Source organism: Desulfovibrio sp. 86 (genome assembly GCF_902702915.1).
In the GTDB taxonomy this organism is placed as follows: Bacteria; Desulfobacterota; Desulfovibrionia; order Desulfovibrionales; family Desulfovibrionaceae; genus Desulfovibrio.
On record NZ_LR738849.1, the window covers coordinates 2,061,176 to 2,080,429 of the forward strand.

Genomic DNA, 19,254 nt, shown 5'->3' on the forward strand with positions numbered 1-19,254 from the left:
AGTGGTCTGGCCAGTCTGAGTGGTCTGGCCGGTCTGGCCCCCTGTTTGCGATTGTGCGGCCGCCCCTGTTTTCAGGGCCGGGCCAAACTGCTCTGTCATGCCAGCTGCCCCCAGACGCTCCAGAACTGCGGAAAGGACTTGCTGACCACTGAGGGGTCGTCCAGGCGCGAGCGCACCGTGGCCTCGGGCAGGCACAGATCCAGCAGGGCCAGGGACATGGCTATGCGGTGGTCGTTGTGGGCCGACAGGCTTTGCCCTTCGGGCAGCACGGGGTGGTTGGGCTTGCCGTTGTTGCGGCCGCCCAGGCCGTTGACCAGCATGCCGTCAGAAAGCTCGTCCACGATGACGCCGGTTTTGGCCAGTTCCGTGGCAGGGGCCTTGATGCGGTCAGATTCCTTGTGGCGCAGGTGGGCCACATTGCGGATGCGCGTGGAGCCCTGGGCAAAGGCCGCCAGCATGGCCACCGTGGGCACAAGGTCGGGGCAGTGTCCCATATCCAGTTCCACGCCGTGCAGGCGGGAGGGATACACTGTGACGGCTTGCGGCTCAACGCTGACCCGCGCGCCCATTTTTTGCAGGATTTCCAGCATGGCGCGGTCGCCCTGAAGGGAATCGGCCCGCAGGCCTTCCACGCGCACGGGGCGGCGGCCCAGAGCGCCGGCGGCCAGCAGGTAGGATGCGCCGGACCAGTCGCCCTCCACCGTGTACTCGCCCGCCTGGTAGCGGCCGGGATGCACGGTGACGCGCAAACAGCCGGGCCTGGCCTCGGCAAGCTGGCGCCATGCGCCGTGGGGCAGGGTCTGCCACGCGGCTGCGGCGTCGGGGCGGGTCTGCACCTCAAATCTGATGCCGTAGTCCGTCAGGCATTGCAGGGTCAGGCCCACATAGGGCCAGGACACGGCCTTGCCCCCGCCGAGCGACAGGGTCAGGGGCGACGGCCCCATGGGAGCGGCCAGCAGCAAGCCTGAAAAATACTGGCTTGAAATATCCATGCCCAGTTCCACCGTGCCGCCGCAGCACGCCGGATCAAGACCGTCGGCGGTGATCACGCAGGGGGGGCAGTCGGGCTTTTCCTCAAAAACGGTTTTGGTCCCAAGGGCCGCCAGGGCATTGGTCAGTTCGGCAATGGGCCGCTCGTGCATGCGCCCCGCGCCGTGGATGCGGAACACGCCGTGTCCGGCGGCCAGTACGGCCGTGAGCAGGCGACAGGTGGTGCCGGACTCCTCCACGTCACAGGAAAGAGGCGCTGCGGCCGTGCCGCCCGAAGGCCTGCCGTCCATGCCCGTGACGCGCCAGGCCCCGGACGAGGGCGTGCTTTCGGGCAGTTCCTCCATCTTCGCGCCAGCGGCGCAAAGGATGGCCCGGGTGCGTTCCAGGTCGCGGCTTTCAAGCGTATGACGCACAACGGACGTGCCGTGGGCCAGGGCCGCGCCCATGAGGTAGCGGTGCGAAACCGACTTTGAGGCAGGCGCGGTGACCGCCACTGTTTCCGCTGTGTTCGTGAGGTCCGCGTTGCTGGCGGCCACGGTATCCTTGGTCTGGTTCATGATTCTTGCTGCTCCGATTCTTCCGTATGAAGGTCTAGGCGGTCCAGTTGCGGACCCATGGGGTAGCTGCCCAGAATGCGAAAGCTGGTGCAGGCTTCGTGCAGTTTTGTCAGCAGGCTCGCATAGCGCGGGTCTTCAAGATCGCTTTCCACATCGGCGAAGAACACGTACTTCCAGCACTGGCCGCGCAGGGGGCGCGATTCCAGCTTGCGCATGTTGATGTCGTGTTTGGCCAGCAGATCCAGCACGTGCGAAAGGGCCCCGGCCTTGTCCGGCAGGGTGAAGAGCAGCGAGGTCTTGTCCGCTCCGCTGTGGCCGGGCTGCGGGTTCTGCGTCTTGTTGCCGCCCTGTCCGCCGCTGACCTTGGGGCCGATGATGACAAAGCGCGTCCAGTTGCCGGGCTCGTCCTCGATGCGGCTGGCAAGAATGCCAAGGCCCATGAGGTCGGCCAGCTTGCCGTGTCCGATGGCTGCGGTGTGGCCCTGATCCGCCTGCGCGGCCCGCTGGGCCGCTGCGGCGGTGGATTCCACCGGCACCAGCCCCGCGTTGGGCAGATGGGCGCGCAGCCAGCCGCCACACTGGGCCAGGGGCTGCGGGTGCGAATACACCGTGCGCACGGCGGCCAGGGAAGGCGCGTTGCTCAACAGGCAATGGGATATGCGCGAAAAAAGCTCGGCCTGGATAAAAACGTCGTGCTTGAGAAAAAGATCAAAACTTACGCCCACAGTGCCCTGCAGGGAGTTTTCAAGCGGAACGACGCCAAGTTCGCAATTGCCCGAAGACACTTCCTCAAAGACCTGCGTCAAATCGTTGCAGGCATGGAATGTGGCCGCGTGCCCCAGATACTCCACACCGGCAAAATAGGAAAATGTGCCTTCGGGGCCAAGATAGGCGACGTTTTGCGGTCGTTGCAGGGCGCGTGAGGAAGAAAAAATCTCGCGCCAGATGGCCCGCAGATGATCTTCGGGCAAGGGGCCGGGGTTGCGGGCTGCCAGACTGTCCAGCACTTCCTTTTCACGCACGGGCTTGAAGATGATGCCCGGCACGTCGGCCTTGATGTGCCCCACCTCGCGGCTCAGGGCCGCGCGGCGGTTGAAAAGGGACAGCAGATCCTGATCCACCGCGTCTATTTCATTGCGGATGGCCGAAAGGCGCTCCTCGGCATTGCCGGGCTGATCTTGGTCCCCCGCAGTGTGCCGGGCGGCATCGGGCCAGTGGCTGTTGCTGCCGTCCATGCTAAACCTCCTGGATATCTTCGCGCACGCGCATGCCAAAGTGGCGGCCAGCTTCGTCCAGGCGGCAGAGCACGCGGTCGCCGGGCTTGAGGCCCACAACGCTCACGGCTTCGCCCTCTGGCGTGGTCAGGCGGATGGTTTCGGCATTCTGCAGAAAAACAGCGCCTGTCTTCACGCCGTCATCGGTCTGCACCTGCGCCTCCACCAGCAGCATGGGGCGCACTTCAATCTTGACCCGCCCAAGGGTGGCGACGCTGGTTTCACCGGTATAGTCCACAACAAGCACTTCCTGCCCGGCCCTGAACTCGCCGAGGTAGGTGGTCTGGTCGCCCGGCAGGCGCACATAGGCGTGCACGGCTCCGGCATTGACCCTGAAGGGGCGCGCGGCCACGTATTCATTGTGTTCGGTTTCGGCGTGCACAAGAAAGGTGAACGCGCTGGAGTTGCCCACCAGCATGCCCTGGCCCTTGCGCAAGAGCGAAAGGGTGTCGGCGCAGACGCGGTGCCCCAGGCCGACGCACTCCACACGGGTGACCACGCCGGTCTGAAGCTCCTCGCGGGTGCGGGCCATCTTGCATTGGGCCACGATATCCTTGAGCTCGGACACGGCCTCTCTGGATACAACAATGCCCGCCACACCGCGTTCCAGAATTCCTGCGGCAAGGCGGGCCTCGTCCAGCGTTCCGGCCTCGGCCAGGACACTGTCGCTCTGCGCCAGAAGGTTTTCTACCGGTATAACCTCCCAGCCGCGAGCCAGCACCACGCGCTCCCCGGCCAGCAGCCTTTGCAGCACGGCCTCTTCGTCAGCCTTGGCGTTGAGTTCCGCCATGGGCGTTTCTTCGGCGGCCCATACGGTGCAGCGCGAAAGACCGGCCACCTGCTGCACATGCTCGCGCGGCACGATGACGCCGTCCACGCCGGACTCGAGGGCCAGCGTTACGTCGCCTTTGTCAAAGGGAGTGCAGTTGAAGTAAATGCGTGACATGCCTATTCTCCCACAATGGTCATGGCCTGAGCCACAGAGGCGTTTTCGTGCACGATGGCGCGCAGGGCCTTGACGAGCGCCACGCGGTTGGGATGCTGAAAAACGTTGCGCCCCACGGAAATGCCCGCGCCGCCAGCCTGGACGGAGTCGGAAACCATCTGGAGTATCTGGCGGGTGGATTCCATACGTTCGCCCCCGGCAATGACCACGGGCACGCAGCAGGAGGAGACCACCTCGGCAAAGCTGTCCACATCGCCGGTGTAGGGAACCTTGACGATGTCCGCGCCCAGTTCCACGCCCACGCGGGCGCAATGGGCCACGATGTTTTTGTCAAAGCCGTTCTGGATCTGCGGGCCGCGAGCGTACATCATGGCCAGCAGCGGGATATGCCAGTTGTCACAGGCTTCGGCCACGCGGCCAAGGTCGGCCAGCATGAGGCGTTCGTTGGGGTCGCCCAGGTTGACGTGCACGGAAACGCAGTCCGCGCCGTGCTTGATGCCTTCTTCCACCGTGCCCACCAGGGTCTTGGTGTTGCCGTTGGGCGTCAGGGCGGTGGAGGCGGAAAGATGGACGATGAGGCCGATATCTTTGCCCGCGCTGCGGTGGGAGCAGCGCACGAGGCCCTTGTGCATGAGCACTGCGTCCGCTCCACCGAGGGCCATGTCATTGACGGCGCCCCGCATGTCCACAAGACCATCAACAGCGCCGATGGTAACGCCGTGATCCATAGGCACGATAATGGTGCGGCCGTTCTCACGATTGATGATGCGTTCCAGGCGGACTTTTTTGCCAAGGTACATGGCTTGCTCCTTTCAGTTGCTGTGCTGCGTATTGCAGATCAAGTACATACTGCCTGTAGCCATGGACCGCACGGCTGATGACATTCTTTCGCCCGGCTGCCCATACAAGAAAAGGGCCGCCGGCGGTTTGCCTGCGGCCCTTTGAACTTGCTAACTTGTATTTTCGCGTCAGCGAAGCTCCCGACCACAGGCATCCATAAAGTACGCAAAAAAATACCAGCTATAAAAGCTAGCGGCGTAAGCGGAGGTGTGGTTGGAAGAAATGCGTTGCATCACGAAAATCCTTTTAAAAAAACTTCTGAAAAAGAACTACGCCTCTTGGGCGTGAGGTGTCAAGAATATTGTTGAAAAAGCGGCATATTTTTTTACAGTACTGATTTTATTTCTTGTTTTTGCAGTCCGAAGGTTCATTCGCCGTGTGAGCCAGAGCGGCAGCGGCGAGGGTAGCGGCCGGAGCAGCGGCGGGGGCAGAGGCCGAAGCCTGCGCGGCGTCGCGCGCGGTCTGGGGCCGCAGCTTGCGGGTTTCGAGCCGCTTGAGCACAAAGTCGGCGGGTTTGGTGTCTTCCGGCACGGCGTCCAGGCTGAACTCCGCCCGGCCCAGGGTGCGGTGCCCACCGGCCTGCCCCACGTCATAAAAGCAGGCGTCGGCCAGGCGGCCGATATCTCTGGCTCCATCACCACGAAAGATGACAATGACGGTTTTGCCCACAATGCCGCTGACCGCGATCCACTTGAGGCCGTGAACACGGGTGAAGAAGTCCGCCACGGCCACCAGCAGGTCGCCGCTGCTGACCTCATTGAGCCAGGCAAAGGCCCCGCTACCCCGGCAGTCGGTAAGGCCACGGAAGGCCCGCGAAAAAAGCGGCAGCCATTCGCGCAGGTATTCACTGCGTATGATGCGGCGCAGCAGATTGTTGTCCGCATGGCGCGACAGCCACTGATAGGCGCGAAAATCGTCCTCGTCGCCCGACCGTTCAAAGGCCGCCGTATCCGTGCGGATGCCGTAGAGCAGGGCTGTGGCCAGACGGGGGCTGGGCCGCAGGCGCAGGGCCTGAAAATACCGCGTCATGATGGTGCTGGTGGCGCCAAGCCCCGGCCGGATGTCGCAGAAAGAGGGATGCAGGGCCGCGACCGTGCCGCACGTGGCCGGCGGCAGGGGGTGGTGGTCAATGATGCAGTCGAAGGGAATGCCCTGAAATGCCTTGTGGTGGTGCGGCTGCGAATCCACAATGGCAAAGCGCGTGTACTGGTCGGCCTTTTCGGGTTGCCATGCGCGAACGGGAATGTGCAGATACCGTATCATGGCCAGATTGTCGGGCCGGGTCACTTCATTGACGCGGGCGATATCGGCATTGTGCACCCTGGGCAGAAGAAGGCGCTTCAAGGCCATGGCCGAGGCCAAAGCGTCAGGATCAGCATTGATGAGAATGCACCAGCGGTCATCTTTGTCCAGATTCTGTCGCCAGTCCTTCATATGGGCGACGGCTTCGGCAGTGGGCAGCATTGGTGTGGTCATCCTTCGGGGGATTGGCCCCAGATTATGCGGCAGCGCGGGTTATATGTTCTGGCCGTTAGAGCCATTTCAAAGCGAAATCGCTCTAGTGGTCTTTTAGAGCATTTTACCTTTGAAAAAGTGTCAGTGCTCTAACGCTGCACGAAGTGCAGCGCGCCACAACGTGGCGTGGATTCAGCCGAAAATCGCATTTTTCGGCTGAATGAAAATTTTGAAATGAGAAGCATTTCAAAGTTGATCTGCTCCAGGGCCAGTTGCCATGTCATTGGGATTGGCCCGCAAGGGCCGCCAAAACAGGCAATGAGGCCGAGAGGCCGTCCCAGTTGAAAACTTCGACCATGTGTGTGGCTGTGGGCGGCGCATCAGCCATAAGACTCTGCGCGATATGCCGCTGCTCCGGCGTGAAAGCGGTGAGCGGCAGATGCTGGTCGCCGTTGCCCGGAGCGCTCCAGTGCAGCATGGCCGCCTGGCGCGGCAGTGCGGAGTGCAGCAACTCTTTTTGAACATAGCCCAGGAGATGCCCCACGTCCAGACAAAGGCCCAGGCCGTGGTCTGCGAGGAAACTGCCGCCAAGACAGAGCACATCGCTGTGCGCCACGTTTTCCAACAGCAGGGGCGGCGCAGCATGCTCCTGCGCGTGCCAAAACCTTGCGAAATCAGCCAGCATGCGGCGCTGCAAGGCGGGGGAACCCTCGGGCGGGTGCAGCACGGCGGCCTGCAAGGTCATCTGGGGCACAAGGGCGTATACCCTGTCCAGCACGGCCAGAGCCAGCCGGGCGGCCTCGCGGGCCGGCCGTGTCGCGCCTGCGGTCGCGCTGGCGGGCCAGGGCAGATCCACGGGCAGGTGGGCATGCCAGCGCAGGGGCAGGTGGGCAAGGGCGGCAGGCAGGTCGGCTGGCCCATAGTCCAGGCAGCCGCGCGTTTCAAAAAGGCACAGGCCCACCTCGTCCACCTTGTGGGCCAGAAAGGAGGCGTTGTCGGCCACATTGGCGGCAATGACAAAGGACGGCGCGGCAATGCGGCCCTCAAGCCGTCGCCCGCCGCCCTTGCCCGTCTGCTCCGGCGCGGGGCGTGCCTCTGCCCAGGCGCGGGGCGGCCGGGAAGGATCAGGCATGGCAGCGGGCCAGCACGAACAGGCTGCGGCCGGAGCCGCCGTTATCTATGGCATGGGTACAGAAGAGCAGGCGCATGGATTTTTTCCATTGTCACATGGTGCTAATGTACTTGAAATCAGGGCAATTTCACTATGAAGTTGCTCTGGCGAAGGGAATGGGCGGCGCGGTAACGGGGCGGGCGCAAGGCCCGCCCCGACTGTTTCAAAAAGCGTGAAGCAAAACCGCCAAACGGAATACATCAGCGTTTTCTTATACCAGTTTGCTGCTCTGCCAGCCGTGTTCCTTGGCGGCGGCTTCAGCCTTGGGGCCGCCCAGTACGCAGATGTGCCCGGTTTTGGCGGCCTCTGCCAGCACTTCGGAAAACTCGCGAAAATGCTTTTCAGTGGTGGAAAGGATTTCTTCACGCATGATGGCGCGGGCGGCGTCCGTGTCATTGGTGAGCCAGCGGCTCAGGGACTGCGCACCCTTGGCGTCGGGCAAAAGGTAGCTGTCCAGATCGCCGATGGCCCCCACGATGGCCTGGGTCAGTTGGGCCTTGTCGGGCGTAAAGCCGCGCAAAAACTCGGCCATGCCGTCAAAGGCCTCAAGGGTGGCGTCCACGTTGGGGTCACGGTAGGAAGCGCACACCAGGGTGCCGCCCATGCGGTCAAGATTGCAGAAGGCCCCGTACGCGCCGCCGCGCACGCGCACGCGCTCCCACAGATAGCCCATGCGCAGGTAGCGCAGGATGACACTGGCCGAGCCGTGGTACACATAGCCCTGGTCATAGATGTTGGCTGCCTTGCCCACATAGTTGATCTGGGCCGGAGCGATGAAGGCTTCGGCTTGGGGCAGGCTCATGGGGGCCTCGCCAATGCCGCTGGCCGCGCCAGAGCGGACAGGCGGCAGGGCCTGAAGCAGTTGCCGCGCCTGGATTTCGGCCAGGATGAGGCCAGCGGCCTCGGCGGTGCAGTCAAAAATTGCGCCGGGACGGGCCACGATACGGCCGCGCAATTCTTCCAGATCGGCCATGAGCGTTTGCGGTTCCTTCTCAAGACGCTGGAGCATGGAGCGCACGCTTTCAAGGTAGCTCAGGCCGGAAGTGCGCTCGGCCAGAGCGCCCGCCCCCGTGAACCGCGCCCGCAAACGGGCGCTGACCGCCGCATGGCCTGCGGACTGCAGGGCGTTTTCCATACGGGCCTTGGCTTCCAGAAGCATCTGGCCCAGGCGTTCCTCAATGACGGCCTGATCCGTGAGGGGCTCCAGAAGGATTTCCTGCATGATGGCGAAGAGATCCGGCAGCTTGTCGTAGACCGCCTTGCCGGAGACGCCCAGATAGCTCACGGTCTGGCGGCTTTCACGCACGGTTCCCAGCAGGGTGTCGGCTCCCACGCCGCCGGTTTTGGCCGCCATGAGTTCGCCAAGTTCAGTAAAGTCGCGGCGCGCCGTGCCCATTTCGGTCAGGCAGCGGGAAAACAGGGGCAGCAGGGGCACAAGGCGGTCGGGCACATTGGCCAGGGGCAGCAAAAGGGTCGCGTAGGCAATGCCGCTGGTGGGCAGTTCATGGCTCAATGCGGGTTCCGGCAGTTCCACAATAGTGCGCGGTATGGGCGCATTGTGGCGCGGCAGATCCTCAAGCCCCAGAGCGGGAATGCTGGCCAGGGCCTCGGGGCTGTCGGGCGCGCTCTGCACTTCCTCAAGCCGCAGGGTGTCGGCCGCCATGGCGGCGCGCGCCTCAGCGTCGGCGGCGGCCTGCACCGCGTCCACGCGGGCTTTTTCGGCCTCTTCGCGGGCTTTGCCGAGGCTTGTGTCGGGCAGCAGCACGACCAGCGCGCGGTGCTCGTTGTTCAGGAACCAGTCCTTTATGGCCTGCTCGAACACCGGCTCACCGGCGGCGATGCGCGCCTTGAGGGATTCCAGCGGAGCCTCCCAGGCAAGGGAGGCCAGGGGGTCGCCGTCGTACAGCCATGTGGACAGGGCCTGGATCATGGCCGAAAGCCCGCGCGGGAAGCGGCCCGAATTGTTTTCGCGGTAGGCGAATTCCACCGAATTGACGGCGGCTTCTACTGCGGCCTTGGGGATGCCATCCTCGGCGATCTGGGCCAGGGTCTCAAAGATGAGCATCTCGACCTTGGGCACGTCTTTGGGGGCCACGCCCTTGAGTCCGGTGGAGTAGTACATCTGGCGCAGGTCTGTCTCAAGCCCGCAGCCGGTCGTGTCCTCGCCAAGGCCGGAGGCGATGAGCGCCTTGCGCAGGGGCGAACCCGGCAGGCCCTCAAGGATATGCTCCAGCATTTCCATCAGCAGGGCCTGATCCACGTCGCCGCGTTCGCCCAGCAGCCAGTTGACCGTGAGCAGGGCGCGCTTTTCGCCTTCGGAGGCGGCATAGGGCACTTCAATCTGGCGTGGGGTGTCCAGGCGTTTTTGCAGGGGCACGGCGGAGTTCACGGGCCGGGCCGTGTAGCCTTTCAGGGATTCGTTGACAAGGCGCAGGCGCTCGGCTTCCGGGTCGTCGCCCCAGAAAAAGAAGCGGGCGTTGCTCGGATGGTAGTAGCTGCTGTGAAAATTGGAAAAAGCCTCATAGGTGAGGTCGGGGATGCGCTCTGGATTGCCGCCGGAGTCAAGGCTGTACAGGGTGTCGGGAAACAGCGCCTGCTGGCTCTGCTCGGAGAGCACGGAGTCGGGCGAGGAGTAGACGCCCTTCATTTCATTGTAGACCACGCCCTTGTAGGACCAGGGGCCGTCCGCGCTGGGGGCTTCCACATGCCAGCCTTCCTGCTTGAGGATGTCCTCGCTGATGCGCGGGTGGAAGACGGCGTCGATGTAGACGTCGATGAGATTGTAGAAGTCGCGCAGATTGCAGCTCGCCACCGGATAGCAGGTCTTGTCCGGAAAGGTGAAGGCGTTGAGAAAGGTCTGCAAGGAGCCCTTGAGCAGTTCCACAAAGGGTTCTTTGACCGGGTACTTGTCGGAACCGCAGAGCACTGAGTGCTCAAGGATATGGGCCACGCCGGTGGAATCGGTGGGCGGCGTGCGAAAGCTCACGCCAAAGCATTTGTTTTCATCCGTATTGCTGATGGAAAGCAGTTGCGCGCCCGTGGCCTCATGCAGCCACAGCCGGGCCATGCCGTCCACTTCGTGGAGGTGCCGTTCGGTGACAAGAGTAAAACCGTTGTTGTTCATAATGATTCCTGCAAATAATTTTGGGGCCTGTTGGGAATATACGGCAAATGAATCCAGACTATAAGGGCTGCGGCGGGGTTTGAAAAGGGGCGGCAAAGCGCAGGCCGTGAGCCGTCTCTGGCGTCACGGCGCGGCGGCGAGCCGTGGTTTTGCGCCGTGGCCATTCCCGCCGCCTCCCTGGCCCATTCCATCTCCGCCCCCATTCTCGCCCGCCCCCACCCCATGCGCACGCATGCCCGGCAAGAGGACAACAGCCCGGCACTACAAAGGAATTGCGCCGCGCGCCGTGCTGACGGTCAAAAAGAGCGCGCCCGTGCTTGCCAAGCGTGATTCGATCATGTATGTACTCTCTTTCTATCAAGCACACCTAGGCAGCGGCCCGGGGTGCCCGGTGGAATGCCGCGTGTGGCGGCGTTCTTTTTGCGCCAAAGGCGCAACATCGGGTTGCAGGGTCAGGGCGTGGGTGGAAGAAAACAACCCTTTGGAGGAATCCCAATGGCTTACGTCAGCATGAAGCAAATGCTGGAAACCGGCGTGCATTTCGGTCACCAGACCCGCCGCTGGAACCCCAAGATGCGTCCCTACATTTTCGGCGCGCGTAACGGCATCCATATCATCGACCTGCAGCAGACCGTAAAGCTCTTCCGCATTGCCCACGACAAGGTTGTGGACACCGTTGCCAAGGGCGGCAAGGTTCTGTTCATCGGCACCAAGCGTCAGGCTCAGGAAGCTGTGGCCACCGAAGCCGGTCGCGCCGGACAGTACTATGTGACCAATCGTTGGATGGGCGGCACGCTCACCAACTTTGTCACCATCCAGAAGAGCGTTGATCGCCTGAAGAAGCTGGAAGTCATGTTTGCCGACGGCAGCATCAACCGCTACCAGAAAAAGGAAATCCTGCTTCTGGAACGCGAAATGAACAAGCTGGAACAAACCCTCGGCGGCATCAAGAACATGGACCGTCTGCCCCAGCTTGCCTTCATCATCGACCCGCATCGTGAAGACATCGCCGTCAAGGAATGCCGCAAGCTCGGCATCCCCATCGTGGCCGTCACGGACACCAACTGCGACCCCGATGTCATCGACTATATCATTCCCGGCAATGATGACGCCATCCGCGCCATCAAGCTCTTTGTGGCCTCTTTCGCCGAAGCCTGCACGGAAGGCGAAGCCATGAGCAAGGACCACAAGGGCGAAGCTTCCAACGCTGAAGAAGCCATGCAAAAGGCTGCCGCTGCCGAGGTTGTGGCCGAAGCTGCTCCCGCCCAATAACCGGCTTTTCTGCTTTCGCATTTTGGGGGCAGCGCAACCAGTATAGATGGCTGCGCTGCCCCTGTTTGGATGCGGCACCGCAACATTCAGGCCTATTTGATAACTCCGGTTTCAGGCCGGACGCATTTTGGAGAATACAATGGCTATTACCGCTCAACTGGTAAAAGAACTGCGCGAAATGACTGGCGCGGGCATGATGGATTGCAAAAAAGCCCTGGTGGAAGTGGAAGGCGACCTGGAAAAGGCCGTGGACTGGCTGCGTCAGAAGGGCATGGCCAAGGCTGCCAAAAAGTCGGGCCGCGCCACCAGTGAAGGTCTTGTGACCGTGACCCTGAGTGATGACGGCAAGACCGTGGCCATGGCTTCGCTTTTGTGCGAAACCGACTTCGTGGCGCGTGGCGAGCAGTTCCAGACCATGGCAGCCAAGCTCGCCAAGACCGTGCTGGACAATGCCCCCGCTGACGCCGTGGCCCTCGAATCCCTTATGGGTGAAGAAGTGACCCAGCTTATCGCCTCTGTGGGCGAAAACATGCAGATCGGCAAGTTTGCCCGCCACACCAAGCCCGGCGAAAGCTCCGTCATCGGCCAGTACATCCACGCCAACGGCAAGATCGGCGTGCTGGTGTTTCTGACCTGCGGCAAGACTGAAAGCGCCGCCAGGCCCGAAGTGCAGGAACTGGCCAAAAATATCGCCATGCAGGTGGCCGCCGCCAGCCCCATGGCTCTTGACGCCGCCAGCCTGGACCAGGCTGCCGTGGAGCGTGAACGCGAAGTCTACCGCCAGAAGGCTCTGGAAGAAGGCAAGCCCGCCAACATCGTGGACAAGATCGCCGACGGCGCCGTGAAGAAGTTCCAGAAGGACGTGTGCCTTATGGAACAGCCTTACATCCGCGACGACAAGAAGACCATCAACGACATCGTGCGTGAAACCGGCAAGACCGTTGGTGATGAAATCACCGTCACCGGCTTTGAGCGCATTCAGCTTGCCGCCGAATAATAGTATCCGACTCGCCGGGCCGGACGGGCGAATCCGTCCGGCCATAGAGCTTTTTACCCTTGAAACAGGGGTACACGCTCTAAAAGGCTGCACAAGAGTGCAGCACGCCGCAACATGGCGTGGATGCAGCCGAAAATCGCATTTTCCCACAGAGAGACAAGGCCGCAATACTTCATATTGCCACGGTGCTCTGATCCGGATACCACAGTTTTAGGCGCAGCAGACTATTGACAAAAGGGGGCTTCGGCCCTCTTTTGTCTTTTTGAGGCCACGCCCGGCCTAAGGCCGGGAGTCTAGAGCAGATTACCTTTGAGAATGTACAGTCTCAAAGTTTAAGGCAGGCTCACTTCGGCGTTTAACCGCGCAGATAAACTGTGCTTACGCCTCCGTAGCGAACGTCTGCTCACGCAGCCGTCAGAGCAATATAAAAGTTAAATTGCTCTATTTTACAAGAAGGGGCACAGCCCCGGAGCAGTATATATGCTGGAATTTTCATGGGTGACACAGCTTTCCGCCTGGGCCGGTCTGGGCACGCTGGTACTGCTGGAAGTGGTGCTTGGCGTGGACAACCTGGTCTTTATTTCCATTCTTGTGGGAAGGTTGCCCGGCGACCGCAAGCGGGAGGCTTTTTTGGTGGGGCTTGGGCTGGCCCTGCTCATGCGCATGATCCTGCTCACCATCATGGCCCGCCTGGCCACGCTGATCACGCCCCTGTTCGTGCTTGGGGGGCACGGCTTTTCAGCGCGTGACCTCATACTCATGGCCGGGGGCGTCTTTCTGCTGCTCAAGGGCACCATGGAGCTGCACGACCGGCTTGAAGGCCACAGCGGCAGATATGCCGGAGAAACGGAGCACCACCCCGGATTCTGGCAGGTTATTTTTCAGGTAGTGGTGCTGGACGCGGTCTTTTCGCTGGACTCCATCATCACGGCCGTGGGCATGGTGGAACATGTCACCATCATGATGCTGGCCGTGATCATAGCCATGAGCATCATGCTCATGTCCGCCGGGCCACTGCTTGCCTTTATGGAGCGTCACCCCACGGTCATCGTGCTGTGCCTGGGCTTTTTGCTCATGATCGGCCTGAGCCTTCTTGCCGACGGTCTGGGCTACCATATTCCCAAGGGCTACATGTACGCGGCCATTGTGTTTTCCCTTTTGGTGGAAATGTGCAACCAGTGGGCGCTCCGCAACCGACGAAGACGTTTCAGCATGCGCGACATGCGCGAATCCACGGCCCGCGTGATCCTGAATATTCTGGGCGGCAGCGCGCCTGGGCAGGGTGATACCCAGCTCGACGCAGCCGCCCTGGCGGGCGAAACCAAGGAGCGGCTGTTCGCGCCGGAAGAACGGGCCATGCTGGCCCGCGTCATTCGCCTTGGCGGACGCACGGCCCGCTTTATCATGGTGCCGCGCCAGCGCGTGAACTGGCTGGACAGCAATGCGGACAGGGAAACCGTGAGCAAACATGCCGCGGCGTCGCGGCTGGCCTGGCTGCCCGTGCTGCGCCGTGATACCGACGAGGTGCTTGGCGTGGTGCACCCCGGCGACATCCTCATGCGCGAAGGCGAGCAACCCGAAGGGCAGTGGGATCTGACCAAGTTCATCCGGCCAGCCCCCACCATCTTCGAGCATACGCCCCTGCCTGTCATTATGGAGGATTTTCGCACCCATCCTTCGCCGCTGGCCTTTGTGCGCGATGAATACGGCAGCGTGGTGGGCATCATCACCCCGGCCGAGCTTTTGAGCGTACTGGCCGGGCAGATGGGCGACATGCCCGCCGGGCCGGAAGCCTGCCGTCGCCCCGACGGCAGCTGGGTCATGCCAGGGCGGCTCACCATTGACCTGTTCGCCAGCTGGCTTGGCATCAGCCTGCCCAAGCGTCTGGACAGCGCGACCCTGGCCGGGTTCATTCTGGAGCGCCTTGGGCGCATACCCGAAAAAGGCGCGCACCTGCACTATCAGGGGTGGGATCTGGAAATCACGCACATGGACAGGCGGCGCATTGACGAAGTGCGCGCCGTGCGCCTGCTGACGCCCCCGGTCAAGGGAAAGAAAAAAACCAGGGATGCCTCCGGACGGCGCTGATTGAAAACTCCGCCGTAAAACTGTTGACAAGCCAGTGGACTCGGCTGTAATTTTACAAAAGATATGAAAATGAACAACACTTCTTTCTTCTTCAGCGGCATGATTTGCCTCGTTATGGTCGGCCTAGTAGTACGGGACCGATCTTTAGGCGCGTCATAAGCAGGGAAGAACAAAAGGTATATGTGAACCCCGCCGGCGCGAGCTGGCGGGGTTTTTTTATACCCGAAGACCGCCAGCAAGCCCCAGCCAACGCAAAAGGAGCCTTGTGGCGATGTTACGTCTTACTGGAGCCGAATTAACCATACGCCTGTTGGAAAATCAGGGGGTCACCTGTATTGCCGGTATTCCCGGCGGTTTCAATCTGCCCTTGTACGACGCGATGGGACGCAGCGGCGCGATCCGCCATGTTCTGGCGCGCCACGAGCAGGGCGCGGGCTTTATAGCGCAGGGCATGGCCAGGGTCTCCGGCCGTCCCGGCGTGGTCTTCGCCACATCGGGGCCGGGAGCCACCAACACCCTCACGGCCCTTGCCGACGCCCGCATGGATTCGGTGCCTCTGGTGTGCATCACCGGCCAGGTTCCCCAGAGCATGATAGGCACTGACGCCTTTCAGGAAGTGGACATTTACGGCATGTCCATCCCGGCCACCAAGCACAATTTTCTCGTGCGCTCTCCCGAAGAACTGCCGCGTGTCATTGCCGACGCCTTTTCCATTGCGGTCAGCGACCGTCCCGGTCCGGTGCTTGTGGACATTCCGCGCGACGTGCAGGTGGCTCCCGTCGAGGTAGACGGTCTGCCCGAACCCGGCGTGGCCACGCCCATGCCCACGCCCGACAGCGCGTCCCTGGCCAGGGCCGCCGAGCTTCTCAACGCGGCGGAACGGCCATTGCTCCTGCTTGGCGGGGGCACGTCGTCGCCGGAGGCCGCCGCCGCCGCGCTGGAGTTTATGGAGCAGCAGCGCATTCCGGCCGTCATGTCCCTGCGCGGGCTTGGCGTGGTGCCTCACGGGCATGAGCTTGCCGTGGGCATGCTGGGCATGCACGGCGCGCGCGCCTCCAACATGCTGGTGGAAGAATGCGACGTGCTCATGGTGGTGGGCGCGCGCCTGGGCGACAGGGCCACAGGCCGTCTGGACAGTTTTTGCCCCAAGAGCGGGCTTATCCATATCGACATTGACGCCAGTGAAGTGGGCAAGCTGCTCATGCCGCAGGTGGGGCTGACGGCGGACGCCAGCCAGGCTCTGCGGGCGCTCATGCCCCTGGTGAAGCCACGGGATCGCGGCGCATGGCTGGCGCGTGTGGATGCCCGCAAGGCCGCGCACGGGCTGCGCTTTGACAGGGAGGACGACATCCTCTCCCCCTATGGCATCATCCGTCATGTGGCGAAGCTGGTGGGTGACGATGCTGTCATCGCTACGGATGTGGGCCAGCACCAGATGCGCGTGGCGCAGGCCTACCCCATGAACCGCCCGCGCCAGTGGCTCACGTCCGGCGGGCTGGGCACCATGGGTTTTGGCCTGCCTGCGGCCATAGGCGCGGCGCTGGAACGGCGCGGGGGCATGGCCGTCTGCTTTACCGGCGACGGCAGCCTGCTCATGAATATCCAGGAAATGGCCACTGCCGCTGAAACCGGGGCCAACGTAAAAATCATATTGTGCAACAACAACGGGCTGGGGCTTGTGCAGCAACAGCAGGATCTTTTCTTTGACGGGCGCATCACTGCCTCCGCCTATACCACCCGCACGGATTTTGTGCAGATTGCCAAGGGTTTTGGCCTGCCTGCGGCCAGACTTGCCGCTGGAAAAGATCCACAGCGTGTGCTGAAAGAATTTCTTGGCAGACCCGGCCCCTGCCTGATTGAAGTGCAGGTGCGGGCAGAAGACAAGGTCTTTCCCATGGTGCCGCCAGGAGCGGCCAACAGTCAAATGATCGAGGGGATTCCGTCATGAGCAGTTCCATCAAAAGCGCCCTTACCATGCTGCGCCTGAGCGTCAACAACCATCCCGGCGTCATGTCGCATATCTGCGGCCTGTTTGCCGGACGCGCCTATAATCTTGAAGGGATTCTTGTGACGCCCGAGGACGACGGGGCCACCTGCCGCATGTGGCTGGTGGTCAAGGACGACGGACGCATGGAGCAGATAGTGAAACAGGTGAGCAAACTGCACGACGTGCTGGACGTGCATGTGGGGCAGGCCGAGCCGGCGGTCTTCAACCGTCTGGCTGGATGCCTCGAATGCTGACTATTTTAAACAGTGTCGTCACGAGCGCCTTTCCAGGTATTTCTGCGCCGAACATCGCCCTGATAAGACTGGAAATCCATCTCGTGACGACACTGTCTGGGGCAGCGTAGTTTCCACTTGCTCGTTTTATTCCTAAACTGCTCTACGCCGCAAAAAAACAGGGGCCGCGCACTTCATGTGGTGCGCGGCCCCTGTTTATGGTGCAAAATGTAGGGCCTTTCGGTTACAGGACGGAAGCAGATACCCTTTGAGATGTCGTCATGCCTGGAAAGCTGTTTATGAAGCCCCCCCACCTCCGGAATCCGCGCTTGAGATCAGAAAACTTGTTGCGCTATGCCGGAAATAAAAGTTTTAGGGGGTGGGGGCGTGGGGGAGGAGACCCTTTTTCAAAAGGGTCCCTCCCCCACAAAGCTTTTCAACGACAACTGCTCTAACCCTGGCTGCTTTCAGACTTCATTTCATTGATAAGGCGCTGCAAAACCTGTGACTGCCGCGCCAGTTCGGCCGTGGCCTGCGATGCCTGGCCCATGGCCGAGGCGGTCTGGCTGGATATGGCGGCCACCTGTTCCACGGAGCGGTTTATCTCGTCACTGGCGGCGGACTGTTCTTCACTGGCGGTGGCGATGGAGCGCACCTGATCGTTGGTCTGGTCAACCAGGTTAACGATGGTGCGCAGGGTCTGGCCGGACTGATTGGCAAGGTTGGTGGCTTCCTGAATGGTATTGATGGAAAGGTTTACCCCGGCCACGCTCTTGCGGGTGCCTTCCTGAATGCCGGTGATGACTGCGCCCACCTCGTGGGTGGCTGTCATGGTCTTTTCGGCCAGTTTGCGCACCTCGTCGGCCACGACAGCGAAGCCGCGCCCGGCGTCGCCCGCCCTGGCGGCCTCGATGGCGGCATTGAGGGCAAGCAGGTTGGTCTGGTCCGCGATGTCCGAAATGACGTTCATGATCTGGCCGATACCTTCGGCCTGCTGGCTGAGCTTGTCCATGTCCTCTTTGAGTTCCTGGCTCTGCCTGGACACCTCGTCAATGCCGTGCACCACCTTGGTGACAATGTTTTCACCTTCCTGGGCCTGGGTGCGGGCGTTGCCGGACATTTCCGAAGCGTGTCCGGCGTTGCTGGCCACCTCGCGCACAGTGGCGTTCATCTGTTCCATGGCGGTGGCTGTTTCACTGATGCGCTGGGACTGTTCGTCAGAACCACGGCTGGACTGCTCAATCTGCGCGGAAAGTTCTTCGGAGGCGGAGGTGAGGACGTTCACCACGCTTTCAAGCTGGTTGGCGGCCTGCAACATGCCCTCGGCCCTGGCGTGCAGGGCCTCGTCCTTGGCGGCCTGGGCCTCTTTCATGGCCTCATGGGCCTGCTCCGCCTGTCGGGCGGCCTCAGAGCTCTTTTCTTCGGCCTCGGCTATTTTTTCCTTCATGGTGGCGACCATGTTTTGCATCACATGGTATACGCCGCCGGGGCGCTTTTGCGCCCGGAAGTTCACGTCAAGATTGCCGGTCGCTATTTCGCTGGCCACGTCAGCCAGATAGCCGGGGTCTTCGCCAAGCTGGCGCATGATGTTGCGGGTCAGCAAAACGCCCAGGGTGATGGAAAGCAAAAGGCCGAAACCAAGGGCCACGTAGAGAAGAGAGCTGGACGTATCGGCGAGTTCAGTATTGTATTTGGCCAAAAGAGCGCCCTGCTCACGCTTGGAGGTCACAAGGGCGTCAATGGTACTCTGGTAGGCCAGGGCAATTTCCCTGCCTTTGCCGGTCAGCAGGGCATATGCCTCTTCCTTGCGGCCTGACTCGGTCATGGCCATGACTTCGTCGGTCATCTTTCTGAAATCCTGGCGGCGTATCTTGTATTCAGCCATGATCTTGCGACCCTCGTCAGAGATGAGGGTGGCTTCAACCTTTACGGCGCTGCTGTCGATGATGGAACGAAACTGGGGAATGACGGTGCGTGATCTCTCTTTTGCGGTTTCACTGCTTGTAATGGAAAAATCCAGCAAACTTATCCGGATACGCTGAAAATAGGCCGAGATGTTGACCAGGTCGCCCATGGGCTCCACTGCGTGCGTAAAGAGAAAATCGTCGGCCTTGCTCATGTCGTGCATCCGCGAAGCGGCGAAAATACCCACCAATAAGGTGATCAGGGCTGAGGCAATAAAGCCGGTCAAAAGCTTAGTCTGCAGTTTCATGGTGCTCCCTCGTTCTTTGTCGCCACGGGACACGCGCGGCGACAGCATATATACTTATCGGATATGGGACTTTAAACTTGATATCATCACCTGAGAAATCAGGTGCGG

The 19,254-nt window shown here is 61.6% G+C and carries 13 protein-coding genes; 5 read left to right on the forward strand and 8 right to left on the reverse strand.

What is annotated here, in order from left to right; all coding sequences use genetic code 11:
* Window positions 1–95: 95 nt before the first annotated feature.
* The 7 genes from DESU86_RS08395 to DESU86_RS08425 all read right to left on the reverse strand — a co-directional run bounded on the left by DESU86_RS08395 (window position 96) and on the right by DESU86_RS08425 (window position 10,357).
* Complete coding sequence (locus DESU86_RS08395) at window positions 96–1,547, reverse strand: 3-phosphoshikimate 1-carboxyvinyltransferase (RefSeq protein ID WP_179980640.1); 1,452 nt, start codon at window positions 1,545–1,547, stop codon at window positions 96–98.
* Window positions 1,544–2,782: a prephenate dehydratase gene (pheA, locus tag DESU86_RS08400; RefSeq protein WP_179980641.1), complete on the reverse strand. Its 1,239-nt coding sequence runs from the start codon at window positions 2,780–2,782 to the stop codon at window positions 1,544–1,546. Before pheA ends, DESU86_RS08395 begins: the two co-directional genes overlap by 4 nt.
* A 1-nt stretch (window position 2,783) precedes the next feature.
* A complete protein-coding gene (locus tag DESU86_RS08405; protein ID WP_179980642.1) occupies window positions 2,784–3,767 on the reverse strand; it encodes a 3-dehydroquinate synthase II family protein in 984 nt (327 codons plus the stop codon).
* Window positions 3,768–3,769: 2 nt separating this feature from the next.
* Complete coding sequence (locus tag DESU86_RS08410) at window positions 3,770–4,567, reverse strand: 2-amino-3,7-dideoxy-D-threo-hept-6-ulosonate synthase (RefSeq protein ID WP_179980643.1); 798 nt, start codon at window positions 4,565–4,567, stop codon at window positions 3,770–3,772.
* A gap of 379 nt (window positions 4,568–4,946) precedes the next feature.
* Window positions 4,947–6,071 carry a DHH family phosphoesterase gene (locus DESU86_RS08415; RefSeq protein WP_232088304.1) on the reverse strand — a complete coding sequence of 375 codons (1,125 nt, stop codon included), beginning with the start codon at window positions 6,069–6,071 and terminating at the stop codon, window positions 4,947–4,949.
* 271 nt (window positions 6,072–6,342) lie between these two features.
* Window positions 6,343–7,194: a cobamide remodeling phosphodiesterase CbiR gene (cbiR, locus tag DESU86_RS08420; protein WP_232088305.1), complete on the reverse strand. Its 852-nt coding sequence runs from the start codon at window positions 7,192–7,194 to the stop codon at window positions 6,343–6,345.
* Window positions 7,195–7,444: 250 nt separating this feature from the next.
* Window positions 7,445–10,357: an insulinase family protein gene (locus DESU86_RS08425; protein WP_179980644.1), complete on the reverse strand. Its 2,913-nt coding sequence runs from the start codon at window positions 10,355–10,357 to the stop codon at window positions 7,445–7,447.
* Between the two features lie 495 nt (window positions 10,358–10,852).
* On the opposite strand from DESU86_RS08425, the gene rpsB reads away from it, so the two are divergent.
* The 5 genes from rpsB to DESU86_RS08450 all read left to right on the forward strand — a co-directional run bounded on the left by rpsB (window position 10,853) and on the right by DESU86_RS08450 (window position 16,955).
* On the forward strand, window positions 10,853–11,629 hold the full coding sequence (gene rpsB, locus DESU86_RS08430) for a 30S ribosomal protein S2 (protein WP_179980645.1): 777 nt from the start codon (window positions 10,853–10,855) through the stop codon (window positions 11,627–11,629).
* 139 nt (window positions 11,630–11,768) lie between these two features.
* Window positions 11,769–12,626: a translation elongation factor Ts gene (gene tsf, locus DESU86_RS08435; protein ID WP_179980646.1), complete on the forward strand. Its 858-nt coding sequence runs from the start codon at window positions 11,769–11,771 to the stop codon at window positions 12,624–12,626.
* Between the two features lie 480 nt (window positions 12,627–13,106).
* Complete coding sequence (locus DESU86_RS08440; RefSeq protein ID WP_179980647.1) at window positions 13,107–14,714, forward strand: TerC family protein; 1,608 nt, start codon at window positions 13,107–13,109, stop codon at window positions 14,712–14,714.
* Window positions 14,715–14,985: 271 nt separating this feature from the next.
* Window positions 14,986–16,662, forward strand: coding sequence for a biosynthetic-type acetolactate synthase large subunit (ilvB, locus tag DESU86_RS08445; RefSeq protein ID WP_179980648.1), 1,677 nt, complete (start codon window positions 14,986–14,988; stop codon window positions 16,660–16,662).
* Complete coding sequence (locus DESU86_RS08450) at window positions 16,659–16,955, forward strand: ACT domain-containing protein (RefSeq protein WP_179980649.1); 297 nt, start codon at window positions 16,659–16,661, stop codon at window positions 16,953–16,955. The genes ilvB and DESU86_RS08450 overlap by 4 nt, the downstream gene beginning before the upstream one ends.
* 430 nt (window positions 16,956–17,385) lie before the next feature.
* Here DESU86_RS08450 and DESU86_RS08455 read toward each other — a convergent pair whose 3' ends face one another.
* Window positions 17,386–19,146, reverse strand: a complete 1,761-nt coding sequence (locus DESU86_RS08455) for a methyl-accepting chemotaxis protein (RefSeq protein ID WP_179980650.1) — start codon at window positions 19,144–19,146, stop codon at window positions 17,386–17,388.
* Between the last annotated feature and the right edge of the window lie 108 nt (window positions 19,147–19,254).